The organism is Brevundimonas sp. NPDC007368 (assembly GCF_042869015.1).
GTDB lineage: Bacteria > Pseudomonadota > Alphaproteobacteria > Caulobacterales > Caulobacteraceae > Brevundimonas.
Map to the genome: position 1 here is coordinate 438,185 of NZ_JBIAFA010000002.1, position 25,457 is coordinate 463,641.

At 66.2% G+C, this 25,457-nt stretch carries 23 protein-coding genes and 1 tRNA gene; 13 read left to right on the forward strand and 11 right to left on the reverse strand.

Annotated features, from left to right (window positions below; translation table 11 throughout):
• Positions 1–55: 55 nt before the first annotated feature.
• Positions 56–2,290, reverse strand: a complete 2,235-nt coding sequence (locus tag ACFYLW_RS05795) for a TonB-dependent receptor (RefSeq protein WP_312064899.1) — start codon at positions 2,288–2,290, stop codon at positions 56–58.
• A gap of 194 nt (positions 2,291–2,484) precedes the next feature.
• Here ACFYLW_RS05795 and ACFYLW_RS05800 point away from each other — a divergent pair, with 194 nt between their 5' ends.
• Positions 2,485–4,011: a carboxylesterase family protein gene (locus ACFYLW_RS05800; protein WP_312064898.1), complete on the forward strand. Its 1,527-nt coding sequence runs from the start codon at positions 2,485–2,487 to the stop codon at positions 4,009–4,011.
• A complete protein-coding gene (locus ACFYLW_RS05805; RefSeq protein WP_312064896.1) occupies positions 4,008–4,706 on the forward strand; it encodes a TetR/AcrR family transcriptional regulator in 699 nt (232 codons plus the stop codon). The genes ACFYLW_RS05800 and ACFYLW_RS05805 overlap by 4 nt, the downstream gene beginning before the upstream one ends.
• 7 nt (positions 4,707–4,713) lie before the next feature.
• On the opposite strand, the gene ACFYLW_RS05810 is transcribed toward ACFYLW_RS05805, so the two are convergent.
• From ACFYLW_RS05810 to ACFYLW_RS05830, 5 genes are read right to left on the reverse strand one after another with little or no spacing between them, the layout of a single operon-like run.
• A complete protein-coding gene (locus ACFYLW_RS05810; protein WP_312064894.1) occupies positions 4,714–5,523 on the reverse strand; it encodes an MBL fold metallo-hydrolase in 810 nt (269 codons plus the stop codon).
• The gene (locus ACFYLW_RS05815; protein WP_292082787.1) at positions 5,520–6,305 is read right to left on the reverse strand and encodes a TatD family hydrolase; all 786 of its coding nucleotides are present in this window, start codon (positions 6,303–6,305) and stop codon (positions 5,520–5,522) included. The genes ACFYLW_RS05810 and ACFYLW_RS05815 overlap by 4 nt, the downstream gene beginning before the upstream one ends.
• Positions 6,302–7,282 carry a DNA polymerase III subunit delta' gene (locus ACFYLW_RS05820; protein ID WP_313472740.1) on the reverse strand — a complete coding sequence of 327 codons (981 nt, stop codon included), beginning with the start codon at positions 7,280–7,282 and terminating at the stop codon, positions 6,302–6,304. Before ACFYLW_RS05820 ends, ACFYLW_RS05815 begins: the two co-directional genes overlap by 4 nt.
• Positions 7,279–7,905: a dTMP kinase gene (gene tmk / locus ACFYLW_RS05825; protein WP_292082789.1), complete on the reverse strand. Its 627-nt coding sequence runs from the start codon at positions 7,903–7,905 to the stop codon at positions 7,279–7,281. The genes ACFYLW_RS05820 and tmk overlap by 4 nt, the downstream gene beginning before the upstream one ends.
• Before the next feature lie 37 nt (positions 7,906–7,942).
• Positions 7,943–8,764 (reverse strand): septal ring lytic transglycosylase RlpA family protein, encoded by an 822-nt coding sequence (locus ACFYLW_RS05830; protein WP_292082790.1) that lies wholly within the window; start codon positions 8,762–8,764, stop codon positions 7,943–7,945.
• Positions 8,765–8,902: 138 nt separating this feature from the next.
• On the opposite strand from ACFYLW_RS05830, the gene ACFYLW_RS05835 reads away from it, so the two are divergent.
• From ACFYLW_RS05835 to ACFYLW_RS05845, 3 genes are all read left to right on the forward strand, one after another.
• Positions 8,903–9,832: a DMT family transporter gene (locus ACFYLW_RS05835; RefSeq protein ID WP_312062669.1), complete on the forward strand. Its 930-nt coding sequence runs from the start codon at positions 8,903–8,905 to the stop codon at positions 9,830–9,832.
• A 95-nt stretch (positions 9,833–9,927) separates the two neighbouring features.
• Positions 9,928–10,017, forward strand: a tRNA-Ser gene (locus tag ACFYLW_RS05840).
• Positions 10,018–10,187: 170 nt separating this feature from the next.
• Positions 10,188–11,114: an RcnB family protein gene (locus ACFYLW_RS05845; RefSeq protein WP_312062671.1), complete on the forward strand. Its 927-nt coding sequence runs from the start codon at positions 10,188–10,190 to the stop codon at positions 11,112–11,114.
• Between the two features lie 80 nt (positions 11,115–11,194).
• Here the strand turns inward: ACFYLW_RS05845 and gatB are convergent, their stop codons facing one another.
• From gatB to gatC, 3 genes are read right to left on the reverse strand one after another with little or no spacing between them, the layout of a single operon-like run.
• Positions 11,195–12,688, reverse strand: coding sequence for an Asp-tRNA(Asn)/Glu-tRNA(Gln) amidotransferase subunit GatB (gene gatB / locus ACFYLW_RS05850; protein ID WP_312062672.1), 1,494 nt, complete (start codon positions 12,686–12,688; stop codon positions 11,195–11,197).
• Positions 12,689–12,690: 2 nt separating this feature from the next.
• Entirely contained in the window at positions 12,691–14,169 is a 1,479-nt protein-coding gene (gatA, locus tag ACFYLW_RS05855) for an Asp-tRNA(Asn)/Glu-tRNA(Gln) amidotransferase subunit GatA (RefSeq protein WP_312062674.1), read from the reverse strand.
• Positions 14,170–14,172: 3 nt separating this feature from the next.
• A complete protein-coding gene (gene gatC / locus ACFYLW_RS05860) occupies positions 14,173–14,460 on the reverse strand; it encodes an Asp-tRNA(Asn)/Glu-tRNA(Gln) amidotransferase subunit GatC (RefSeq protein WP_312062676.1) in 288 nt (95 codons plus the stop codon).
• Positions 14,461–14,579: 119 nt separating this feature from the next.
• Between gatC and ruvX the strand changes: the two genes are divergently transcribed.
• The 5 genes from ruvX to dprA are packed head-to-tail and all read left to right on the forward strand — an operon-like array spanning position 14,580 to position 19,097.
• Positions 14,580–15,044 (forward strand): Holliday junction resolvase RuvX, encoded by a 465-nt coding sequence (gene ruvX, locus ACFYLW_RS05865; RefSeq protein WP_292082796.1) that lies wholly within the window; start codon positions 14,580–14,582, stop codon positions 15,042–15,044.
• A 40-nt stretch (positions 15,045–15,084) separates the two neighbouring features.
• Positions 15,085–16,068 carry an aspartate carbamoyltransferase catalytic subunit gene (locus ACFYLW_RS05870; RefSeq protein WP_312062679.1) on the forward strand — a complete coding sequence of 328 codons (984 nt, stop codon included), beginning with the start codon at positions 15,085–15,087 and terminating at the stop codon, positions 16,066–16,068.
• Positions 16,065–17,363, forward strand: a complete 1,299-nt coding sequence (gene pyrC / locus ACFYLW_RS05875; protein ID WP_312062681.1) for a dihydroorotase — start codon at positions 16,065–16,067, stop codon at positions 17,361–17,363. Before ACFYLW_RS05870 ends, pyrC begins: the two co-directional genes overlap by 4 nt.
• Positions 17,364–17,379: 16 nt before the next feature.
• Entirely contained in the window at positions 17,380–18,015 is a 636-nt protein-coding gene (gene plsY, locus ACFYLW_RS05880; RefSeq protein ID WP_312062682.1) for a glycerol-3-phosphate 1-O-acyltransferase PlsY, read from the forward strand.
• Entirely contained in the window at positions 18,012–19,097 is a 1,086-nt protein-coding gene (dprA, locus tag ACFYLW_RS05885; protein ID WP_312062683.1) for a DNA-processing protein DprA, read from the forward strand. Before plsY ends, dprA begins: the two co-directional genes overlap by 4 nt.
• 5 nt (positions 19,098–19,102) lie before the next feature.
• On the opposite strand, the gene ACFYLW_RS05890 is transcribed toward dprA, so the two are convergent.
• Positions 19,103–19,258 carry a hypothetical protein gene (locus ACFYLW_RS05890; protein WP_312062684.1) on the reverse strand — a complete coding sequence of 52 codons (156 nt, stop codon included), beginning with the start codon at positions 19,256–19,258 and terminating at the stop codon, positions 19,103–19,105.
• A gap of 205 nt (positions 19,259–19,463) precedes the next feature.
• Here ACFYLW_RS05890 and topA point away from each other — a divergent pair, with 205 nt between their 5' ends.
• Positions 19,464–22,124, forward strand: coding sequence for a type I DNA topoisomerase (gene topA, locus ACFYLW_RS05895; RefSeq protein WP_312062686.1), 2,661 nt, complete (start codon positions 19,464–19,466; stop codon positions 22,122–22,124).
• 42 nt (positions 22,125–22,166) lie between these two features.
• On the opposite strand, the gene ACFYLW_RS05900 is transcribed toward topA, so the two are convergent.
• Positions 22,167–22,523, reverse strand: coding sequence for a hypothetical protein (locus tag ACFYLW_RS05900; RefSeq protein WP_312062688.1), 357 nt, complete (start codon positions 22,521–22,523; stop codon positions 22,167–22,169).
• 216 nt (positions 22,524–22,739) lie between these two features.
• On the opposite strand from ACFYLW_RS05900, the gene ACFYLW_RS05905 reads away from it, so the two are divergent.
• Positions 22,740–24,284, forward strand: coding sequence for a DEAD/DEAH box helicase (locus tag ACFYLW_RS05905; protein ID WP_312062690.1), 1,545 nt, complete (start codon positions 22,740–22,742; stop codon positions 24,282–24,284).
• 90 nt (positions 24,285–24,374) lie between these two features.
• The gene (locus ACFYLW_RS05910; protein WP_292082805.1) at positions 24,375–25,433 is read left to right on the forward strand and encodes a GGDEF domain-containing protein; all 1,059 of its coding nucleotides are present in this window, start codon (positions 24,375–24,377) and stop codon (positions 25,431–25,433) included.
• The last annotated feature ends 24 nt before the right edge of the window (positions 25,434–25,457 follow it).

Genomic DNA, 25,457 nt, shown 5'->3' on the forward strand with positions numbered 1-25,457 from the left:
GAAGAGCCCCTCCCCCAAGCCCCATGGCTTTGGAGGAGGGACAGGGCGTCTAATCCTAGAAGTTCGCCGTCACGCTCAAGGTCACGGTGCGCGGCGCGCCATAGAAGCCGATGACGGAATCCCCGGTAATGGCGCCCGGGAAGTTATAGCCGCCTGCGCGATAGCGTTCGTCGCCCAGGTTCCGGCCTGCCAGGCTGACTCGATAGCGGGCATCCGGTGCGGTCCACAGCAGGGTGGCATCGTACAGCCAGTAAGATCCCTGATCGAGCAGCGGGATCGGCGTCTCGAACATCTGGGTCGCGCCGCGATAGGAGGCCATCGGCGTGAAGACGACCGAGCCGCGATCGCCCAGATCGACGCTGTAGGGCAGCGCGATATTGGCGGTCCAATCCGGCGTGTTCTGGAAGTGGCGCTGGTCGGCCATGTTCTCGCGCTTGCCGGTCAGCGGGTTGAAGGTGACGAACTCATTGAACTTGGCGTCCAGGTAGCCGAGCGTCAGGCGCGGGATAAAGCTGTCGGTGATCCGCGCGCTGGCCTCCAGTTCCCAACCCCAGATCTCGCTGGAACCCGCGTTGTCGACGAAGCTGACGACCGAGGCGGGCGGAATGAAGAATTGTGAGGTGATCTGCTGGTCGGTGTATTCCGACTTGAACAGGGCCGTGGCGAAGTTGATCCGCCGGTCCAGCAGCGAGCCCTTCAGGCCGACCTCGTAGGTGTCGACCAGTTCGGGCTGATAGCCGTTGATCGTCTCGGGATAGAGGGAGGCGTCGCCGCGCATGTCGAAGCCGCCCGACTTGAAGCCGCGACCGTAGGAGGCGTAGCCCGTCAGTTCCGGCGTGAACTTGTAGCTGGCGCTGATCCGGGGCGTGAACTCCGAATAGGTGTCCGAGTTGGTGTAGTCGGTCGAGGGACGGCCCGCAGGGATGGCTGCGCTATTGCCGAAGAACGGGCTCTTGATGCCCAGATAGTTCTGGCGGAGCTGGTCGACGCTCTTCTTGTCCTGGGTCCAGCGGCCGCCGACCGACAGCGACAGTTGGTCCGTCAGGTCGTAGCTGAAGTCGGCGAAGACGGCGAAGCTCTCGGTGTCCACCTTGCCGCCGGTGAAGGTCGTCAGGCCCGCCGGCAGCCCCGGCCCCATGCTGGGATAGAGGCCGATGACGGTGTCGAACGCCCCCTCGGCCGAGGCGTCCATATAGAAGAGGCCCGCCACGCCCTGCCAGCGCTCGCCCTCGAACAGCAGCTGGAATTCCTGGGTGAACTGGCTGTCGGCGTAATAGCCGGGAATGTCGAGGATCGGTTGCGGCAGACCGTCGAAGTCGATGCCGTCGCCCTTGGTGTCGCCGTCGCGCCAGGCCGTGACCGACTTGAAGGTCAGGGCGTCATTGACGTTCCACTCGCCGGTGAAGGACAGACCACGGGTGCGGACATAGCCGTCGTCGCCGATGCCGGCGCGGGTGTCATAGATGCCGTCGGTCATCGGCGCCTTGAGGCGATAGCCGTGCCGGGCGTTGGACTCGTCCTCCGTGATATCGCCCGCCAGACGGAAGAAGAGGTCGTCGGTCGGGGTCCATTCGACGCTGAGGCGGCCCGCCGTGACATCCTTATTGTAGTGTTCGGCGCCAGTGGTCAGGTTCGTGCCGTAGCCGTCGCGGGTGTAGCGGGCAACCGCGCCGCCGATGCGGAGGGTGTCGGTCAGGGGCGCCGAGCCCGAGGCGATCAGATCAACCTGGTTATAGCTGCCGTAGGCGCCTTTGAGCGTTAGTTCCGGATCCTGGCCCAGGCGCTTGGTGACGTATTTGATCGCGCCGCCGATGGTGTTGCGGCCATAGAGGGTGCCTTGCGGTCCGCGCAGAACCTCCAGTCGCTCGATATCGAAAATATCCAGCACCGCACCCTGCGGACGGGCCACATAGACGTCGTCAACATAGAGGCCGACGCCGGGCTCGAAGCCCCACAGGGGGTCCTGCTGGCCGACGCCGCGGATGAAGCTGGTCAGGGTGGAGTTGGTGCCGCGCGCGATCTGTACCGTGGCGTTCGGGGTCTGCTGCTGCAAGGTGGTGATGTCGGCGGCGCCTGTCTGTTCCAGACGCTCGCTGCTGACGGCGGTGACGGCGACCGGCACGTCCTTCAGGCTCTCCTCACGGCGACGGGCGGTGACGACGATGTCATCGACACTGGAGGCTTGCTCCGTCTCCGTCGCCTGCTGGGCAAAGCTCGGCGCCGCGCAAATCGAGGCCGTGATGAAGACGCTGCTCATCAGCGCCAGACGCAACTGTCCTGTCGTTCGCATTCTCGTTTCCTCTCCACGCGCGGTCGTTTGATCGCCGCTGATCTGTGTTGGTCCGACGGTGGTCCGCGAACAGCCTCGCTGTCAACATCATTCATTCTTGCATGAATGAAGTTTCACGCGACGGCTCGACAGTCGAGCGAGCGTTGTTCATTCTCAAATGAACGAGTGCGGCGAAGATCGCGCCTGGAGGAAGAATGATGGATCAGCTCAACCGATCCGCGACGTCGCCCGTCGCGCACACTCCGTCCGGTGATCTGCGCGGCCGTCGCGAGGGCCCGGCCAATGTGTTTCGCGGCGTGCCCTACGCTGCCGCGCCTGTCGGCAAGTTGCGCTGGAAGGCGCCGCAGCCCTTCCCTGCCTGGGACGGTGTACGCGAAGCGGCAGAGTTCGGCCTCTCCGCGCCTCAGGCCGGTCCGGCTGACGTGGCCGACATCGTATCCATCGGCGGCGCGCCGGAACCGATCGGTGAAGACTGCCTGACGCTGAATGTCTGGGCGCCCGCCGAAGCCGTCGCACCCGTGCCGGTCATGGTCTGGCTGCACGGCGGATCGAACCGGATGGGAGCCGGCTCCCTGCCCTTCTATGACGGCGCCGCCTTCGCCCGCGACGGAGTGGTCCTGGTCAGCGTCAACTATCGCCTGGGCCAGCTCGGCTTCTTCGCCCATCCGGCCCTGACGGAGGAAGCAGCGCATGACGAACCGCTGGGCAATCAGGCCCTTCTGGATCAGATCGCCGCTCTGGAATGGGTGCGGGATCATATCAGCGCCTTCGGCGGCGATCCGGCCAGCATCACCCTGTTCGGAGAGTCCGCCGGGGGCCTCGACATCCTGGCCCTGATGACGGCCAAGCGGGCGCGCGGCCTGTTCCACAAGGCGATTGTCCAGTCCGGCGGCGGCTGGCTGCCCGCCACGCCGCTGAAAACCGCGCAGGAACGCGGCGTGGCCGCTGCGACGGCGCTCGGCCTGGCCCTGCCTGACGCCTCTGCCCTGCGCGCTGTCGCGTACGAGCGACTGACGAACGTAGAGGGGGCCTTCGGACCCGTCATCGACGGTCGCCTGCTGGACCGCGACCCGATCAGCGCCTTCGCGCGCGGGGACTTCGCCGATGTGCCGTTGATGATCGGGGTCAACAGCGGCGAGGATTCCCTGCTCAACTACGGCGGCGGCCTGAAACGCTTCGGCCAGTTGATCAAGCCGAACGCGGCGCTGGCCCGCCTCTATCCGCAGGCGAACGGCGACGAAGAGCAACTGATCCGCCTCGGCTTCCGCGACTTCGCCTTCGCTGCCCCGGCGCGCTGGATCGCATCGCGGCCGCGTCGCTCGAAGGCCTGGCTCTACGCCTTTGACTATGTGGAGAAAGCACGGCGTGAAGCCATGCCTCGTGCCGCCCACGCCGCCGAAATTTTCCACGTCTTCGAGACCCTGGATCACCGTCCCGACGGTGCGCCATCCGCAACACCGGCCGACCGCGCGATCAGCGCCGCCATGCACAAGCGATGGGTCGATTTCGCCCGGACCGGCGCGCCGGGCGCCGACTGGCCCGCCTATGTCCCCGCTGACGACGCCTGGATGGTGTTCAACGACACGCCCGGCGGAGAGGTGAAGCGCGGCTGGTGGAGGGCGGCGCTGGACCACCATGGACGCAAGGGCGGACTGCTGATCCTGCTGCTGCGGGCGCGGGATCGCCTGCGAACCCTGTTCTCGGCTAAAGTCGCGCGATGACCGCCACCGTGACCAAGCCGCGCGCCAAGGCGAAAGCCAAAGCCCCGCCCAAGCCCAAGGCCCAGCGCCGTGAGGAGACGACGACCCGCATCCTCGATGTGGCCGAAGCTCTGTTCGCACGCGAGGGCCTACACGGTGTCACCCTGAAGGCCGTCGCCAAGGAGGCGGGCGTTGATACGGCCTTGCTGCACTATTATTTCGACGACAAGAATCGGCTGTTCTCGACCGTCTTCGGCCGTCGCGCAGAGGTGGTGAACAAGCTGCGTCTCGACAGCCTGGACCAGTACGAGGCCGAGCACGGCGACGCCATGACAGTGCGCGGGGCAATCGACGCCTTCCTGCGTCCGCTGTTCGAGCTTTTCGACGATGGCGACAAAGCCTGGCTGAACTACGCGGCCTTGGTCGCTCAGGTGAACAACACTCCGGTCTGGGGCGGCGACACCATGCACCAGCATTTCGACCCGGTGATCGACCGCTTCATCGGCGTTCTGAAGCGCATCGCGCCAGAAACTCCGCCACGCCAGATCTACTGGTTCTATCACCTGCTGTCGGGGTCGCTGACCTTGTCGCTGGCTCAGACCGGCCGTATCGACGTCCTGTCAGGCGGCCTGTGCAAGTCCTCGGAAATGGCCGCAATCTGCGACGCCATGGAAGCCGTCTTCACCGGCGGATTCGAAGCCATCCGCCGCGCTTGAGCCCGATTCACATCGGGAAGCAGCAGTTCCAGCCGTCGAAGGCGACCTCGACATGATCGGGAAGAAGCGCCGACAAGCGATTGTAATCCAGATCGATGTGGAGGTTCGTCAGAACCGCCCGCCCGACATCCGCCCGTGCGATCCAGCCCAGAGCCTTGTCGACATGAGCGTGGGTCGGATGGGGCGAGTAGCGTAGAGCGTCAATGATCCAGAGGTCGGCGCCGCGCACCGCCTCCAGCGCCGCCTCGTCCAGATCAGACACATCGCTGGAATAGGCGACCGGTCCAAGGCGGTAGCCCACCGAGCGGATCGGCCCGTGCGCCTGATCGAAGGTCACGACAGGGATCTGGCCGCCCGCGCCGTCCACACGCCAGGCCTCGCCATGAGGCGGAATGCGCTGCGCCTCAAGTATGGCCGGATAGCCGTGATGGCTCTCGAAAATATAGTCGAAGCGTTTGGCCAGCGCGTGATGGGTCGCCGGGTCCATCCAGGCCTGGATGCGTCGCCGCGCATGGATGGCGAAGACCCGCAGATCATCGATGCCGTGCGTCTGGTCGGCGTGGTCGTGGGTGTAGAGGACTGCATCAACGTGGCGGATCTCGGCGGCCAGGGCCTGTTGCCGCAGGTCGGGAGAGGTGTCGATCAGGACGCTGGTGGTCCCATTCGGGCCATGACGCCGCGCCAGCATGGAACAGCGGGTCCGCCGGTTCCTGGGCTCGCCCGGATCACAGTCGCCCCAGTCGCCATCGCCGCGCGGCACGCCGCCGGACGATCCGCAACCGAGGATGACGATCTCCAGCTCGCCCGCCCCGGTCATTCGGCGGGCCGAGGTATGCGGTCGAACAGGGCGAAGAAGGCGTCGGTTGTGCGCCGGTCGGCTTCTTCGAGCGACCATCCCCGGATCTCGGCCAGCTTCTTTAGCACCAGACCGACATAGGCCGGTTCATTGCGGCGTCCGCGATGCGGGATCGGCGCCAGATAGGGGCAGTCGGTTTCGACGATGATCCGGTCCTCGGGCATCCGGCGAATGACCTCGCGCACGTCCTCCGCCGCCTTGAAGGTAGCGATGCCGGAAACGGAAAACCACGCGCCGAGTTCCGCCGCGGTTTCAGCCAGTTCGATGCCGCTGGTATAGCAGTGCATCAGCAGCTTGAATGGGCCCTTGGCGTGTTCCTCGCGCAGGATCGCGGCCATGACCTCGTCGGCTTCGCGGGTGTGAACCACCAGCGGTAGGCCGGTGCGGCGTGCGGCGTCGATGTGCTGACGGAAGACCGCCGCCTGCTCATCGCGCGGGCTGAGGTCGTAGTGGAAGTCCAGGCCGCACTCGCCGATGCCGATGACACGCGGGCGCTTGGCCAGGGCGACCAGTTCATCGACCGTCAGCTCGACATGGTCCTTGGCCTCATGCGGATGGGCACCGACGGTGCACCAGATGTCGTCGTGGGCCATGGCCAGGGCGTGCGTGGCCTCAAAGGTCGAAAGCTTGTCCGAAATCTCGACCATCAGACGCACCCCGGCCTCGCGGGCGCGGGCGATGACTTCGTCGCGATCATCATCGAACTGAGGAGCGTGCAGGTTGACGTGACTGTCGATGATCATCTCAGAGCCTTGGTGCGGGCGATTTCGGCCAGGGCGCCGGCCAGAACGTCGGCCCGGTCCAGGTTGATGGCCGCCGTGCGGTCCGGCAGCTCGGCCAGACGGGTCCACAGTTCAGCCCAGCGCGCCCCCTGCCCGGCCGGCGCCTCCAGCGCCCGGGTCTTCACCGCCGCGATCAGACGGTCCATCAGCGCCTCGAACCGCGCCTGACCTTCGGCGCCGCGAAACCCGTCGGCGACAGCCAGCTGCTCAGCGCGATCAACGGCATCGCCCAGCACCCAGCTGCGCGCGAGGGCGTCGACTTCTTGCATGGCGCCGGACGACAGGGCCAGAGCCGCGCCCGGCGATCCGCCAGCCATGTCGGCGGCCAGTCGCGCGTCGTCGGGATCGGCGCCCGTGCGGTTGCGCACCAGGCTTTCCAACTGGTCCGGGGTCCAGATCGGGAAGCTGAGGCGGCGGCAACGCGAGCGGATCGTGGCCAGCAGCCGACCCGGTGCATGAGTCACCAGCAGCAAGACGCCCCGCTCAGGCGGCTCCTCAAGAATCTTCAGCAAGGCATTGGCGGCGTTGATATTCAGGTCATCGGCCGCGTCGATGATCGCCACGCGATAGTCGGCCTGGGACGGGCTCTTGGCGAAGAAACCCGGCAGATCGCGCGCTTGATCGACCGAGATGGTCTTCTTCTGCTTGCCGCCCTCGACCAGCCGTTCCATCACCAGCAGATCGGGATGGGACTGCGCCGTAACCAGTTGGCTGACCGGATCATAGGGCGCGGCGCCCAGCGGCCCGCGCGACGGGTCGGGCGCGGCGCCCAGCAGGCGGCGCGCGGCGCGATAGGCGAAGGTCGCCTTACCGCTGCCCTCGACGCCGCACAGCAGCCAGGCGTGATGCAGACGTCCCCGGTTAAGAGCGTCCAGAAAGGCTTCCTCGGCGGCGACGTCCGGGACCAGATCGAACCGGTCGCGTGGATGTTCGCTCACAGCAACCGCTCGGCGACGGCGCTCCGCAGACGTTCTGAAACGGCCTCAAGCTCGCCGGTGGCGTCGATCACGACGCAGCGTTCCGGGTGACGACGCGCCACGCCGAGGAAGCCCTCACGCAGCTTCTGATGGAAGGCCAGTCCCTTGGACTCGAACCGGGTCTCGAACAGGCCGCGCCCAAAGGCGCGCTCCAGCCCGACCTCGACCGGCAGGTCGAACACCAGGGTCAGATCCGGCTGGTCCTCGGCCACGATGGCAGCGTCCAGGGCCTCGATCAGGCTTTCCGGCGCGCCGCCGCCCGCGCCCTGATAGACGCGGCTGGAGTCGGCGAAGCGGTCGCAGACCACCCATTTGCCGGCGTCCAGAGCTGGCCGAATGGTGCGCTCCAGATGATCCGAGCGCGCAGCGTACATCAGCAGGGTCTCGGTGCGTGGCGACCAGCGCTCGGCGTCTCCGGCCACGACAATGTTGCGGATGACCTCGGCGCCCGGCGAACCGCCCGGCTCACGTGTCTGGATGACGTCGATCCCGAGCGAGCGCAGGTGCTCGACCAGCAGGCGCGCCTGCGTGGTCTTGCCGGCCCCCTCGCCGCCTTCGAATGTGATGAACTTACCGCGCTGCACCCGCGCACAATGGCGAGCCCGGCGCGTCAGGCAAGCCTTAACCGCCTGATATCAACAGGGCGTCGCCAAACCCGCGTGCGATGACCGCCTGACGGGCCTGTTCGGCCGCATTGGCGTCCGGCCATGGACCGACGATCACCCGAAACAGCGACCGTCCGTCGCTGCGGATGTCTTGAACGGAGGCTCGCTCGCCCAACCGGTCAGCGATTCGTTTGGCCGCGCGACGATCCGAAAAGGCGCCGGCCTGAACCCAATAGGTCGCTGCCTCGGATACCGCGGGGATTGGCGTAGTCGGCGGACTATAGGGCGTGGGCCGAGCGGCGGGGGTCGTTTCCGCGCGCTGCATCGCCATGCCGCCGCCCGTTCGCGGCGCCCGCCCGACATAGCGCACCCGCACCTCGCCGACGCCTTGCGACAGCAGCCCCAACTCCTCGGCGGCCGCCCGCGACAAATCGATGATCCGACTGTCCACGAACGGCCCGCGATCATTGACGCGCAGGATGACTCTGCGGCCATTGGCGCGATTGGTCACCTCCACCAGGCTTGGCAAAGGCAGGGTCTTATGCGCCGCCGTCAGGGCGTTCATGTCGAACCGCTCGCCGGTCGAGGTTGGGCGGCCGTGATGCTGTGATCCGTACCAGGACGCCTGCCCGACCTCATCATAGTGCGGCTGCTCGGCGGGCCGATACCAGCGACCGCGGATCTGATAGGGCCGCATGGTGCCGGACACGATCGGCGCGGGATCGGTCACGACCGGCGGACGCAGCGGGGCGTCCCGTCCGCCCCCGAAACTGGCGCAAGCGGCCAGTGTGGAAAAGGCGGCGGCGACCACTGCGCCCTTCAGCATTTTCGCCAACATGGCCGTACGCACTCCTGCTCACTCGAAGTGATCATCGCTCACCAGGTTTCCGGTTTGGTTAATGAGGGCTTTGGGACTATGCGTTCCCACGCCGCGGCGTCGCCTTCGCGCCTGCGCCTTGTTCTTGAAGCGAGCCCCTTGAAACTCTTCCTCTATCAGACCCGTTCGGGCGTCTTCGCCCTGGCGACCCTGTGTTGCATCCTTTGGGGCAGCGCCTATCCGGCGATCAAGAACGGCTATGCCCTGCTGCATATCGCGCCGAGCGACATCGCCAGCCAGATGCTGTTCGCGGGCTGGCGCTTCGCCCTGGCGGGTCTGATCCTGCTGCTGGTCGCCGCGGCGATGAAAAGGCCGCTCCTGGCGCTGAGCGATCGGCAGGTGGGCCAGGTCGCTCTGCTGGGCCTGACCCAGACCGCAATCCAATATGTCTTCTTCTATATCGGCCTGGCCCACGCCAGCGGCGTGAAGTCGTCGATCATGAACGCCACCGGCGTCTTCTTCAGCGTGGTTCTGGCCCACTTCATCTATGCGAATGATCGGCTCAGCACGCGCAAGGCGCTGGGCTGCCTGATCGGGTTCATGGGCGTGGTGGTGGTCAACCTCGGCGGCGGCGCCCTGGGTTTCGACTTCAGCCTGCTGGGCGAAGGCTTCGTCATCATCGCCGCCTTCGTCCTGGCGGCGGCCTCCATCTACGGCAAGCGCCTCTCGGCGGACATGGATCCCATGGTCATGACCGGTTGGCAGCTCTCTGTCGGCGGCGTGATCCTGATCGCGATTGGCATGGTTGGCGGGGGTCAGATGGAGGGGCTGGACCTCCGCTCCGGCGGCCTGCTGCTCTATATGGCCTTGCTCTCCTCGGTAGCCTTCTCCGTCTGGAGTCTGCTGCTGAAGCATAATCCCGTGGGAATGATCGCAGCCTTCAACTTCCTCATCCCGGTCTTCGGGGTCGCGTTGTCGGCCATCTTCCTGGGCGAATCCCTGCTGCGCTGGAGCTATCTCGCGGCCTTGGCTCTGGTCTGTGCGGGGATCTGGCTCGTGACGCGGCCATCGGCTCCTGGCAAGGCCTGATGCCCAGGCTAGACTCGCCTGCGCTTTATGCTTGGGCGATGGCGAACTTGCCGCTATGCACGCCTCCGCGCGTTGTCTCGACTCGCGCCAAATGAGGAAGTGTGGCCGAGTGGTTTAAGGCACTGGTCTTGAAAACCAGCGACGGTGAGAGCCGTCCGTGGGTTCGAATCCCACCGCTTCCGCCACCGCCGTCCTTACGTTCTGCCGGCGAGATACGGCGCTTGAGGATCGCACGGTCCGCCGAGACCTAGAGGAATCCTGCAAGTTTCCGCAGACCCGCGTTCAGCCGGGGTTCATGGCGCGGACATCAGATTGGCGCTCAAGCCGCCAGTCTTGGCGTGCGAGGAAGAAGACCATGAAACGTTCCCTGATGGTGTTCACGGCCATCGCCAGCTTCGCTCTCCCCGCGCTCGCCCCAGTCGCCACATTGGCCCAGGAGCGGCAGGTTCAGGCTGAAGATTCGTCGCGCGCCCAGCGTCGTGCCGAGCGTCCCCAGTCCCGGTCGGACAATCCGCGCCCCGAACGTCCTCAGCGGTCCGGAGAGGAAGGTCGCACCGGCGGTCAGGCGCGCCCGGATAGGCCCAATCGTCCGGATCGCCCGAGCGATCAGGGAAGACCTGATACGCGCCCGGACCGCCCGAACCGCCCCGACCGAACCAACGATCAATGGCCGAACCGTCCGGATCAAAGGGGGCCCGACCGTCCTGGAACGCCGGATCGCCCAAACCGACCGGATCGTCCCGAACAACCCAACCGCCCCGACCGTCCGGATTGGAACCGACCTGATCGCCCTGGCTCGCAACAGCCGGGTCGTCCCAACCGCCCGGACTGGAACAGGCCGGATCGGCCCAACCGTCCCGATCAGCCCAATCGCCCTAACAGGCCCGACCGGCCGAACTGGAACAACGATCGGGACTATCGCGACTTCCACAACCGTTGGAACCGCGACCAGTGGCGGCGTGACTGGAACAGGAACCATCGCAGCGACTGGTGGCGCAACGACAACCGCTTCCGGGGCTGGAACGGCGTGCGGCTCGGCTTCTATTTCGCGCCGGGCTACGGCTACTACAGCGTGCCGCGCAGCTATTGGAACCGGCAGTACTATGTCGGCCAATACCTGCCGGACATCTTCTGGCGCTATCAGGTCAATGACTGGCGGACCTACGGCCTCGGCTACCCGCCTCCCGGGACGCGCTGGGTCTATGTCGACAACTCGATCTACCTGATCGACGAGTACGACGGCTACATCATCGAAGTCGTCCGCGACGCCTGGAACTGGTAGCCTCGCTCGAAACGAAAAAGGCCCCGGAGAGCGATCTCCGGGGCCTTCCTTTAGAGCATCTGACTTTCAATCAGAGGGTCTTACAACCCGAGCTTGGCCTTCAAGATATCATTCACAGCGGCGGGGTTGGCCTTGCCGCCGGTGGCCTTCATGACCTGACCGACGAACCAGCCGAGGGCTTGCGGCTTCTCGGCCACGGCAGCGGCCTTGTCCGGGTTGGCGGCGATGATGTCATCGACGGCCTTTTCGATGGCGCCGGTATCGGTCACCTGCTTCAGGCCGTGTTTCTCGACCACCTCGGCGGGGCTGCCTTCACCGTTCCAGACGTAGTCGAAGACCTCCTTGGCGATCTTGGACGAGATGACGTTGGTCTCGATCAGTTCGACCAACTGGGCGACGTGCGCCGCCGGCAGCGGGTTCTCGCTGAAGTCCTTGCCGTCCGCAGCCAGACGCGCCGAGACCTCGTTGGTGACCCAGTTGGACACCAGCTTGGCGTCACGGCCCTTGGCGGCGGCCTCGAAATAGTCGGCCTTGGCCTGTTCCGAGATCAGCACCACTGCGTCGTATTGCGACAGACCGTAGTCAGCCATCAGGCGACGACGCTTCTCGTCCGGCAGTTCCGGCAGGTTGGCCTTGATCTCGTCGATCCAGGCCTGCTCGATTTCCAGCGGCAGCAGGTCGGGGTCGGGGAAGTAGCGATAGTCCATCGCCTCTTCCTTGGAACGCATCGAACGCGTCTCGCCCGCCGTCGGATCATACAGGCGGGTTTCCTGAACGATCGAACCGCCGTCCTCGAGAATCTCGATCTGGCGGCGCGCTTCGTAATTGATAGCCTGGCTGATGAAGCGGAAGCTGTTGACGTTCTTGATCTCGCAGCGCGTTCCCAGGAAGCCGAAATCGCCGGTCTCCTTGAACTTGGCGTAGTTGCCGGCGCGGCAGACCGAGACGTTTACGTCAGCGCGCAGGTTGCCCTTCTCCATGTCGCCGTCGCAGGTGCCCAGATAGATCAGGATGGTCCGGATCTTCTTGACGTAGGCGACCGCCTGTTCCGGCGAGCGGATGTCGGGGCGCGAGACGATCTCCATCAGCGCCGTGCCGGCCCGGTTCAGGTCGACGTAGGATTCCGTCGGCGACAGGTCATGGATCAGCTTGCCCGCGTCCTGTTCCAAGTGCAGGCGCTCGATGCCGACGTTGAAGAAGCTGCCGTCCTCGGCCTCAACCTCGACCACGCCCTCGCCCACGATCGGGTGATACAGCTGGCTAATCTGATAACCGGTCGGCAGGTCGGGATAGAAGTAGTTCTTTCGGTCGAACTGGCTCTTCAGATTGATCTGCGCCTTCAGCCCCAGGCCCGACTTCACCGCCTGCTCGACGCAGTGCTTGTTCAGGGTCGGCAGCATGCCGGGGAAGCCGGCGTCGACCAGCGACACCTGCTCGTTCGGACCGGCGCCGAAGCCCACGGCCGCGCCCGAGAACAGCTTGGCGTTCGACGCCACCTGGGCGTGGATTTCCAGCCCCATGACGATTTCCCAGTCGCCCGTGCGACCTTTGATCACTGTTTTGTTCTCAGACATGCTCACCACCACTTGGCCGGTTTGGCGACGAAACCGGCGGAGTCTTCCAGTGCGGCCGCGACCTGGAAGACGGTCGCTTCATCAAGCGCCTTGCCGATGACCTGAAGGCCCAGCGGCAGACCGTCGGTGCTCAGACCTGCGGGCACCGAGATGCCCGGCAGACCGGCCAGGTTGGTCGTCACCGTGAAGACGTCGTTCAAATACATAGTCAGCGGGTCGATCTGCTTGTCGCCCAGCTTGAACGCCGCCGTCGGGGTCGACGGGGTCAGAATGGCGTCCACCTTGCCCCAGACGTTGTCGAAGTCCTCGGCGATGCGACGACGCACCTTCAGCGCCTTGACGTAGTAGGCGTCGTAGAAGCCGGCCGACAGCACATAGGTGCCGATGGTCAGGCGGCGCTGAACCTCCTTGCCGAAGCCCTCGGCGCGCGAGGCGGCGTAGAGGTCGTCCAGCGACGAGAAGTCTTCGGCGCGGTGGCCGAAGCGCATGCCGTCATAGCGGGCCAGGTTCGACGAGGCCTCAGCCGGGGCCACGATATAGTAGGCCGGCAGGGCGTATTTAGTGTGCGGCAGGCTGATCTCGACGATCTCGCAGCCCGCGGCCTTGAGCCAGGCCACGCCCTGCTCCCACAGCGCCTTGATCTCTTCGGACATGCCGTCGATCAGGTATTCCGCCGGAACGCCGATGCGCAGACCCTTGACGGACTGGCCCACCGACTGGGTCCAGTCCGGCGTCGGGATGTCGAGGCTGGTCGAGTCCTTGGCGTCGAACGAGCACATGGACTTCAGCAGGATGGCGGCGTCCGTCACCGTCTTGGTGATCGGGCCGGCCTGATCCAGCGAGGAGGCGAAGGCCACCATGCCGAAGCGGCTGGCGCGGCCATAGGTGGGCTTGATGCCGACCGTGCCGGTGAAGGCGGCGGGCTGACGGATCGAACCGCCGGTATCCGAGGCCGTCGCGGCCAGACACAGATCAGAGGCCACAGCCGAGGCCGAACCGCCCGACGAGCCGCCCGGCGTCAGCTCAGCGTCCGAACCCTTGGCCTTCCACGGATTCTTCACCGGGCCGAATGCCGAGGTCTCGTTGGCCGAGCCCATGGCGAACTCATCCATGTTGAGCTTGCCCAGCATGACCGCGCCTTCGCGCCACAGATTGGCGGTGACGGTGGATTCATAGGGCGGCACGAAGCCGCGCAGCATGTTGGAGCCCGCCGTCGTCTGCACGCCCTCGGTGCAGAACAGGTCCTTGATGCCCAGCGGCGCGCCTTCCAGGTCGCCGCCCTCGCCCCTTGCCAGCCTGGCGTCAGAGGCGCGCGCCTGTTCCAGCGCCTTGTCCGCCGTCACTTCGACATAGGCGTTCAGGCTCGGGTTGGAGGCCTCGATGTTGGTCAGGAAGGCGCGGGTCAGTTCTTCCGACGAGAAGGTCTTGGCCTTCAGGCCATCGACGGCGTCTTTAAGGGTAAGTTTGGTCAGATCGCTCATGACTTAATCCACGACCTTGGGCACGACGAAGAAGCCGTCGGCCGACTTCGGGGCGTTCGACAGGACCGCATCCACCTTGGCGCCGTCGGTGACGACGTCCTCGCGCAGGCGCAGGGGCTGGGCGACGTTCGAGGTCATCGGCTCGAAACCCTGCACGTCGACCTCGTTCAGCTGCTCGATCCAGTTCAGGATGCCGTTCAGCTCCTGGGCCAGCGGCTCCAGGCGGTCCTCGGGGGTCTTGATGCGGGCGAGGTGGGCGACACGCCTCACCGTCGCGGCGTCGATAGCCATGGAAATCTCCGAAATTCATCCAGTCGGGGCGCAAGGGAGTCGCCCAGACTGACTCCTGTCGTGGGTTAACCGCCCGATGCGGCTTCGACAAGCGTTCCGCATTGCAATATGGGACGTGCGTGCCCGTATTCGACCTTACAGACCTGCCCGCCGCCTGCCCGCCTGACACCGCCTGGCTAGGGCTGGATCTGGGCGAGAACACCATCGGTGTGGCCGTGTCCGACACCAGCCGCATGATCGCCAGCCCTTTGCAGCTGATCCGCAAGACCAAATTCACCCAGGACGCCGAGCAGCTGATCAAGCTGATGAACGGTCGAAACGTCTCGGCCCTGATCATCGGCCTGCCGCTGAACATGGACGGGACCGAGGGTCCGCGCGCCCAGTCCTGCCGCGCCTTCGCCCGCAATCTGGAGCGCATCCGCCCGGTCAACGTCGCCTTCCAGGACGAGCGCCTGTCGACCACGGCGGTCGAACGCTTCCTGATCGACGAACTGGACCTGACGCGCAAGCGCCGCGCCGATGTCGTGGACCGCACCGCCGCCGCCTGGATTCTGCAGGGCGCGCTGGACCGTCTGCGCGGCTGACCTTCCCCTCGCGAAGAGTCGGGCTTATAGCGGCGTCTCGATGACCCATGCCGCTTCCGTCACCGAAACCATCGAGGAACGGCTGTCGCCCTTCCCCCGTGATCACTTCCTCGCCGCCGGCGATCTGAACCCGCCCGCCGCCCTGGCGCTGTTGGATCTCGCCGACGCCTTCGTCGACTTCAATCGACAGTCGGCGAAGGGGATCGACCTCATGCGCGGCCAGACGGTCGTGAACCTCTTCTTCGAGAACTCGACCCGCACCAGCTCGTCGTTCGAGATCGCCGCCAAGCGTCTGGGCGCCGACGTGGTGACCATGCCGGTCTCGGCCTCCTCGGTCGCCAAGGGCGAGACCCTGATCGACACGGCGGTGACGCTGAACGCGATGAAGCCGGAAATCCTGGTGGTCCGCCATTCGTCCTCGGGCGCCGTGGACCTGCTGTCGCAAAAGGTCGGCTGCGCGGTCGTCAACGCCGGCGATGGTCGTCATGAACACCCGACGCAAGCCCTTCTGGACCTGCTGAGCCTGCGCCGCGCCTTCGGCGACGTCGGCGGGCTGATCGTGGCCATCTGTGGCGACATAGCCCACAGCCGCGTGGCCCGCTCCAACGTCGCCCTGCTGTCGATGATGGGGGCGCGCGTGCGCTTGATCGGCCCGCCGACTCTGGTGCCCGGCGACGCCGACCGCTGGGGCTGCGAGGTCTTCCACGACATGAAGGAAGGTCTGGCGGGCTGTGACGTCGTCATGATGCTGCGTCTTCAGCTGGAGCGCATGACGGGCGCCCTGATCCCCTCGACCCGCGAGTATTTCCGCTTCTGGGGGCTGGACCGCGAGAAGCTGGCATGGGCCGCGCCGAACGCGAAAGTCATGCACCCAGGCCCGATGAACCGCGGCGTGGAAATCGATTCCGACGTGGCCGACGACCTCAGAGTCTCCCTGATCCAGGATCAGGTCGAGATGGGCGTCGCCGCCCGCATGGCCGTTCTGGCCGCCCTCGCCCATCGCCGCGCCGGAGCCGCCGCATGACCGCCGCTCCCAATACGCTGGCCATCGTCAACGCCCGCCTGCTGGACCCGGCCAGCGACTACGACGGCCCCGGCGCGGTCCTGATCCAGGACGGTCGCATCGTCGAGGTCGTTCACGGCCAGGCCACCCAGCGCCCCGAAGGCGTGACCGTCATCGACGCGCAAGGCCGCTGCCTCGCGCCCGGTCTGATCGACATCCGGGTCAAGACCGGCGAACCCGGCAACGAGCCCAAGGAAACCCTGAAGTCCGCCAGCCTGTCGGCGGCGGCGGGCGGCGTCACCACCATCGTGGTCCAGCCCGACACCGACCCCGCGATCGACGATCCCGCCCTGATCGACCACATCCAGCGGCGCGGGGCGGCGCTTGATCTGGTCAACGTCCGGGCTGCGGGCGCGGCGACGCAAGGGCGCGACGGGCAGCGCATGGCTGAGATCGGCCTGATGCACGAAGCGGGCGCCCTCTATTTCACCGACGGCGACCGGGTCATCGTCAACACCCGCACCCTGCAACGGGTGATGAGCTACGCCGCCGCCTTCAACGCCCTGATCGCCTGCCGTCCGGCCGAGCCCTGGCTGTCGGAAGGCGCCGTCGCCACCTCAGGCGAACTGGCGACGCGCCTCGGCCTGTCCGGCGCGCCCGCCATCGCCGAGCGCATCCAGTTGGAGCGCGATCTGGCCCTGGTTGAACAGACCGGCGCCCGCTTCCTGGTCGATCAGATTTCGACCGAAGGCGCGCTGCAGACCCTGGCCCGCGCCCGCGCTCGGGGGCTTGAGGTTTCGGCCTCGGTGTCGATCAACCACCTCTGCTTCAACGAGATCGACATCGGCGACTACCGGACCTTCTACCGGCTGGACCCGCCGCTGCGGGCCGAGAACGACCGACAAGCCTTGGTCGAGGCGGTCCGCGAGGGCCTGATCGACGCCATAACCTCGGCCCATGCGCCCGAGCCCGCCGAGAACAAACGTCGCCCCTTCGCCGAGGCCGCGCCCGGCGCCGTGGGGCTGGAGACCCTGCTGCCCGCCGCCCTGATGCTGCACCACGAACACGGCCTGGACCTGCTGGACGTTCTGCGCCCGCTGACCCAAGGCCCCGCCGGTCTGCTGGGTCTGGACGCCGGTGTGCTGGCGCAAGGCGCGCCCGCCGACCTCGTCCTGTTCGACGCCGGCGCTCCGGTCGTGGTCGATGCGGCCACACTGCGTTCGAAATCGAAGAATTCGCCCTTCGACGGTCGTCGCCTGCAAGGGAAGGTCTTGCTCACGGTTGTCGGTGGACGCATCGTCCACGACGCACGCTAAACGGGAGCGAATCACTTTGCAGGATCTGGCGGGGCCGGCGCTCCTTACGCTCGGGCTTGTAGCTATCGGCGGATACCTGCTCGGTTCAATTCCGTTCGGGGTCATCCTGACCCGCGCCGCAGGCGCCGGAGACGTGCGCAACATCGGCTCGGGCAATATCGGCGCGACCAATGTTCTGCGCACCGGCCGCAAGGATCTGGCCATCGCCACGCTTGTGCTGGACGCAGGCAAGGGCGCGGTCGCCCTGCTGATCGCCCGCTATCTGTTCGGTGAAGCCGCGGGCGCAATCGCCGGCGGCGCGGCCTTCATGGGCCACCTCTTCCCCGTTTGGCTGGGCTTCAAGGGCGGCAAGGGGGTCGCGACCTTCTTCGGCCTGATCCTGGCCGCCTGCTGGCCTCTGGGCCTGCTGGCGGCGGCGACCTGGCTGATCGTGGCCTTCGCCCTGCGCTATTCCTCGCTGGCGGCCTTGGTTGCGGCGGCGCTGACACCCCTCTACGCCCTGCTGCCTCTGACGATGCTGGGCCTGCCTGCCCCCGCGCCCATCCTGATCCTGGCGATCTTCACCGCCGTGCTCATCTATATCCGCCACCATGAGAACATCGCCCGGCTGCTGAAAGGTGCCGAGCCCAAGATCGGAGCCAAGAAGGCTTGACCCCGCTGTCCGACGCCGAGCGTTTCGCCCGGCTTCGGCTGGCCCGCACCGACCGCGTCGGTCCCGTGGCCTTTTCCCAACTGCTGCAGAGGTTCGGCTCGGCCGTCCGCGCGGTCGAGGCCCTGCCGGATCTGGTGCGGCGCAGCGGCCGCGACGGCTACGCACTGCCCTCTATCGAGCGTGTCGAGGCCGAGCTGGCGGCCGGTGACCGTGCCGGCGCGCGACTGATCCTGTTGGGCGATGCCGACTATCCCGACATGCTGGCTGCGGTCGATCCGCCCCCGCCCCTGTTGTGGACGCGCGGCGACGTCGGCCTGTTGTCGCGCCCCAGCGTCGGGGTCGTCGGCGCCCGTATCGCCTCGGCGGGCGGCCAGCGCATCGCGCGCGGCCTGTCACAGCAACTGGGCGAAGCCGGCCATGTCGTCGTGTCGGGTCTGGCGCGCGGCATCGACGCGGCGGCGCATCTGGGCGCACTGCCGACCGGTACGGTAGCGGTCCTCGGCGGCGGCGTGGACGACATCTACCCGTCCGAGAACGCCGACCTTTATCGCCAGATTGTTGAGCAAGGCTGCATCGTCTCGGAAAGCCCCGTCGGGGCCCGCGCCCAGGCCCGCGACTTTCCCCGCCGCAACCGCATCATATCGGGCCTGTCGCGCGGGGTGATCGTGGTCGAGGCTGAAATCCGCTCTGGCTCGCTGATCACCGCCCGCCTCGCCAATGAACAGGGACGCGACGTCTTCGCCGTTCCGGGATCGCCGCTGGACCCGCGCTCAAAAGGCCCAAACGAACTGCTGCGTCAGGGCGCCATCATCTGCGAGGGGCTGGAGGATGTCGAACGCGCCTTCACCACCCTGCGGACCCTGCGCGAGCCCCCAGTCGATTCGCCCTTCGACGGCGCGCCGGACGTTCTGGACGACGCCCTGATCGAACAGGTCGCCGCCCTTCTGTCTCCTACGCCGACCCCACGCGACGAACTGGCGCGGGCGCTGAACCTGCCGATCGGACTTGTCGCCGCCGCCCTGCTGGAATTGAACCTGGCCGGTCGAGCAACGCTTCTACCCAGCGGGCTAGCCTCCAACTGATCGAGCTACTTGGTCGGGCTGGACGCCATGGTCGATGCGGCTTCCAGCGCGCCGGCCAAGGCCTCATCGCCGTCCCATCGGGCCATTCTGGCCAGTTCCCGCGCCATGGAGGTGACGTATTCCCGCACGGGATAGTCGGCAAGGTCGGGCGTCGGACCCATGGTCCTCGAAGCATCTTGCTGCAGCGGCACCCCAACACCTTGGCTCGACATCGTCTCGCTCCCGATTGCAGACAAAGGCAATAAACAACTTTGGGTAGATGAACAAGCTGCACTAAACGCCTTCAGGTAGTTCCTGAAATCCATGCGATTGACTTCCCTCGCGACGCCAACCACGTTCGCGCCCCGATTTCCCCGATAGAGCGCCATGAATCTCGTCATCGTCGAGAGCCCCGCCAAGGCCAAGACCATCAATAAATACCTGGGCTCCGGCTACGAGGTGCTGGCTTCCTACGGCCATATCCGCGACCTGCCGTCCAAGGACGGCTCCGTCCTGCCTGACGAAGATTTCGCCATGCAGTGGGAGGTCGACGCCAAGGCCTCCAAGCGCCTGTCCGAGATCGCCGAGGCCGCCAAGCGCGCCGACCGCGTCATTCTCGCGACCGACCCCGACCGTGAGGGAGAGGCGATCAGCTGGCACGTTCTGGAGGTCCTGAACAAGAAGAAGGCGCTGAAGGACACCGAGGTCCAGCGCGTCACCTTCAACGCCATCACCAAGGCCGCCGTGCTGGAAGCCATGGCCAATCCGCGTCAGCTGGATATGGAGCTGGTCGAGGCTTATCTGGCCCGCCGCGCGCTGGATTATCTGGTGGGCTTCAATCTGTCGCCCGTCCTGTGGCGCAAGCTGCCGGGCGCCCGTTCGGCCGGTCGAGTGCAGTCGGTAGCCCTGCGCATCGTCGTCGATCGCGAGATGGAGATCGAAAAGTTCAAGGCTCAGGAATACTGGTCGGTCGAGGCCGATCTGGTCGCCGACAGCCCGCCCTTCACCACCCGCCTGGTCAAACACGCAGGCAAGCGCATTCAGCGCCTCGACATCCCGACCGAGGAAATGGCCTTCGCCGCTCGCGACGCCATCAAGGCCGGCGACTTCACCATCAAGTCAGTCGAGAAGAAGCCCGCCAAGCGTTCGCCCGCCCCGCCCTTCACCACCTCGACCCTGCAGCAGGAGGCCGCGCGCAAGCTGGGCTTCACCGCCCAGCGCACCATGCAGGCGGCGCAGAAGCTGTATGAGGGCATCGACGACACCGGCGGCCTGATCACCTACATGCGTACCGACGGCCTCTATGTGACGCCGGAGGGCATAGCCCAGGCGCGCGAGGTCATCGGCGACCGCTTTGGCCCCGCCTATGTCCCGGCCGAGCCGCGCTACTACAAGACCAAGGCCAAGAACGCCCAGGAAGCGCACGAAGCCATCCGGCCGACCAACATCGCGCGCCACCCGGAATCCCTGCGCCTCGAAGGCGACCTGCAGCGCCTCTACGAGCTGATCTGGAAGCGCATGGTCGCCTCGCAGATGGAGAGCGCGCGTCTGGACCGCACCACGGTTGAGATCGAGACGCCCGACGGCCAGACCGGCCTCCGCGCCACCGGCCAGGTCGTGGTCTTCGACGGCTTCATCGCCGCCTACGAAGAAGGCCGCGACGAGAAGCAGAAGGGGGCTGAGGACGAAGACGACGACGGCGGTCGCCTGCCCGCGCTGAAGGAAGGCGCCAAGGCCAAGGTTGAAGCCGTCCGCACCGACCAGCATTTCACCGAGCCGCCGCCGCGCTTCTCGGAAGCCACCCTGGTCAAGAAGCTGGAAGAGCTGGGCATCGGCCGCCCCTCGACCTACGCCTCGATCCTCACGACCCTGCGCGACCGCGAATACGTCCGCATGGACAAAAACCGCTTCTATCCCGAGGACAAAGGACGGCTGGTCACGGCCTTCCTGGAGCAGTTCTTCACGCGCTGGGTCGAGTACGACTTCACCGCGGCGCTGGAGACCCAACTGGACGAGGTCTCGGCCGGCGATCTGGACTGGAAGGCGCTGCTGCGCAGCTTCTGGACCGACTTCCACGCCGCAACGCAAGCCGCCGGCGAACTGCGCACCACGGCCATTCTGGATCACCTGAACGACGCCCTCGGCGCCCACATCTTCCCGGACAAGGGGGATGGCTCGGATCCGCGCGAATGCCCCCTGTGCCATCAAGGCCAGCTCAGCCTGAAGACCAGCCGCTTCGGCGCCTTCATCGGCTGCTCGCGCTATCCCGACTGCAAGTACACCCGCCCCGTGGCGTCGCCTGATGGCGCCGAAGGCGGCGCGGACGGCGGCGACCGCGAACTGGGCGTCGATCCGGCGACCGGCCAGCCGGTGCAGCTCAAGATCGGCCGCTTCGGCCCCTACGTTGAAACCACGCCGCCGGGCGAGGAGAAGCCCAAGCGCTCGTCCCTGCCCAAGGGCTGGAGCCCCGCGTCCCTGACGCTGGATCAGGCCCTGCGTCTGCTGGCCCTGCCGCGGGAAGTCGGTCCTCACCCCGAGGACGGCAAGATGATCACGGCGGGTCTGGGTCGTTATGGCCCGTTCGTCCTGCACGCCGGCACCTACGCTAATGTGTCTGACATCGATGAGGTGTTCGAGGTCGGCATCAACCGCGCCGTCGCCCTGCTGGCTGAAAAGCGCGCCGGTCGTCCTGGTCGCGGCTCAGCCACGGCGCCGCTCAAGGAACTGGGCGCTCATCCGGACGATGAAGCCCCCGTTCAGGTCATGGCCGGCCGCTTCGGTCCCTACGTCAAATGGGGCAAGGTCAACGCCACGCTGCCCAAGGGCATGACGCCCGAAGATGTGACGCTGGAAGCCGCCCTGCCTCTGCTGGCCGCCAAGGCCGGCGCAGCGCCGAAGAAGAAGGCGGCTGCGGCCAAGAAGCCCGCCGCCAAAAAGGCCCCGGCCAAGGCCGCCGGCGAGAAGAAACCCGCGGCGGCGAAAAAGCCTGCGGCCAAGAAGCCGGCCGCCAAGAAAGCCGCCGCTAAAAAGACCGCTCCGGCCGAGTAAGGTCGCCATGTCCTCCCGGTTCGCTCAGCGGATCGGGAGGGTTTAGCGCCCCGCCACCAGTTCGTTGCGAACCCTGCGGCCCAGCGGATCACGTCCGGGCCAGGTCTGCCCCACAGACGCCTCGACCATGGCCGTACAGAACCGCGAAAGCAGCATCCGCGGTCGGATGCCGTTCAGGCAGACTCGTTCGCCTTCGACAGCCCAGCGCGCGGTCAGGCGCCGACCGTCGGAAAACACGGCCCTGTAGCTGCCGTCGCGGTCAAACCAGTGCTTTACCCAACTTCCATCCGGATAGTGGGAGATCACGGTGTTTCCAAAAGCTGATTCCATCTCCGCCTGAGCCGGCAGCGCCGTCGCGCAACAAGCGGCCAAGGCGAACGCAAGCGTTTTCATACGCATACGACAGAGCCTCCCTTCCCCTTGGCGACATTACAGGGCTGTAAGACTTTGCCAACCGCCCGGTTCCCGAACGGAAATACTTGACTGAGGCGTAGGGGTTTCCATATACCGCCGCAGGCTCGGAATTGGACTGGCGATGCGCGCCGCCCACTCGCCCACGAGGGGCGGTTCCGTAAGTCGAAGACGTTACGACGTTTCCTCCGTCCTCAAGGTTTCATGACAGAATTCACCAAGCTGGGCCTCTCGGCCACGACCCTGCAAGCGGTCGCTGATACGGGCTACACCGAAGCGACCCCAATTCAGGCCTCCGCCATCCCGGTGGCCCTGGCCGGCCGCGACGTCCTGGGCATCGCCCAGACCGGCACCGGCAAGACCGCCGCCTTCACCCTGCCGATGATCGACCGCCTCGGCTCGGGCCGCGCCCGCGCCCGCATGCCGCGCGCCCTGGTCCTTGCCCCGACCCGCGAACTGGCCGATCAGGTCGCCGAGAACTTCGCCAAATACGCCAAGGGCACCAAGCTGAGTTGGGCCCTGCTGATCGGCGGCGTGTCCATGGGCGACCAGGTCGCCCTGCTGAACAAGGGCGTCGACGTCCTGATCGCGACGCCGGGCCGTCTGCTGGACCTGTTCGAACGCGGCAAGATCCTGCTGACCGGCGTCGAGATGATGGTCATCGACGAAGCTGACCGCATGCTCGACATGGGCTTTATCCCCGACATCGAGCGCATCTTCAAGCTGACGCCGCCGCGTCGCCAGACCCTGTTCTTCTCGGCCACCATGCCGCCCGAGATCACGCGCCTGACCACGCAGTTCCTCAAGGATCCGACCCGGATCGAGGCCTCGCGTCCGGCCATGACCGCCGATACCATCACCCAGTATCTGGTCCGCATCCCGACCAGCGACCCCAAGGCCAAGCGCACCGCTCTGCGCGCCCTGATCGAACGGTCAGAGGTCAAGAACGGCATCGTCTTCTGCAACCGCAAGTCGGAAGTCGATATCGTCGCCAAATCGCTGAAGACTCATGGCTTCGACGCCGCGCCGATCCACGGCGACCTGGATCAGTCGCTGCGGATGAAGACTCTGGCCGACTTCCGCGCCGGCGACCTGAAGATCCTGGTGGCCTCGGACGTCGCCGCGCGCGGTCTGGATATCCCGGACGTCAGCCACGTCTTCAACTACGACGTCTCGCACCACGCCGACGACTATGTGCACCGCATCGGCCGCACCGGTCGTGCGGGCCGCAAGGGCGAAGCCTTCATGATCGTCACGCCCTCCGACGACAAGTCGTTGGACAAGGTGCTGAAGCTCATCAAGAAAGCCCCGGAAGAGATGTCGCTGGACGACATCGACTTCGCCTCTATCAAGGACCGCCCGCGCAGCGACGACTCCAAGGGCCGTGGCCGTGGCCGCAGTGACCGCCCGCGCCCGATCCCCAAGAGCGACAACGTCGCGTCGATGGAGCCCATCGCCCGCGCCGCTCCCAAGGCAGAAGAAACCCTCGAGGAAGCCCCCCGTCGTTCGCGCAGCCGCCGCTCCGCCAAGCCCGTCACGACTTCGGAAGCTGCGGACGCCGTCGTCGACACGACAGCGCAAGCGACGCCTGCAACCAAGCCCGCCTCTCAACGCCGTGATCGCGCTCCTGAACCGCGCGAACCGCGTAAGTCCGAGCAGGCCAAGGAACAGCCGCTTCGCGCCGCCAGCGGCGGTTTCGGCGACGACATCCCTGCATTCCTGCGTCGTCCGGTCGTCTTTCAGGATTAAAGCAGAGGCATTCTGGCCCTCGGTTTAACTGGTCATTACGGATCGGCGTTCTAGTGTCCGCCAACTAAGAATTGGGGCGCGAGAATCAGAATGACGGCGCAGGTCGAAACCGCCCTTCGGGGACCGGAGGCATATGAGCTGGCGCACCGCATCGTCGACGCCATGCAACAGGCCTCCGTCTGGCCGACGCCGCTGAATTTCGAGCTCTGGCTGCACTATGTCAGCGACCCCGAAGGTCCATTGGGCCGGGAACTCGACCGCCTGCTGGCCGGTGACGCGCCGTTCACCGACGCGACGGCTGAAATGCTGGCTGCGGAATTCCTTCCGCGCGGCCGCCTCTCCGAGGAAATCCGCGATGTCGGGGCTGTCCTGAACCGCGAACTCGCTGCGGTGGCCGAGGCCATCGACAACGCCCGCAAGACCCAGACTGCCTATGGCGAGACGCTCAGTTCTGCGTCGGCGAAGATGCAGGACGCGGGCGGAGCGACGGATCTCTCCGCCATCGTCAGCACCCTTTCCAGCGCGACGCGCAAGGTCCAACGCCACACCTCCGCGCTTGAGAAGCGGCTGGAATCGTCGAACCGCGAAGTGGTTCGTTTGCGCGAACACCTGGAGCAGGTCCGTCGCGACGCCATGACCGACGCCCTGACCAATCTGGCCAACCGCAAGACGTTCGATGAACAGTTGGCGCGCCTCTGCGATGAGGCCGAGGCCGAAGGCAAGGGCTTGACGCTGGCGATCGTCGATATCGACCACTTCAAGCGCTTCAACGACACCTGGGGTCACCAGACCGGCGATCAGGTGCTGCGTTACGTCGCCAGTGTCCTGGGCCGGATCGCACGCAATCCTCGTATCGCCGCCCGATACGGTGGCGAGGAATTCGCGGTCATCTTCCCCGGCGAGACGCCCGGCGCCGTGGAAGCCGCCCTCAACGCGGTTCGCGAAGAAATCGGTTCGCGTTCTTTGCGCCGCCGATCAACCAACGACGACCTCGGCGCCGTGACCATCTCCGTCGGTTTCGCCGAGCGTGGTTCCGGCGAGACGGCTCTGGGTCTGCTTGAGCGCGCCGATGCCGCGCTCTACGCCTCCAAGCGCGGCGGTCGGAACTGCGTCACCAACGCCGAGCTCATGGAGAAGGCCGCCGCTTAAACGGTTGCCGAACCGCCCCGGGCC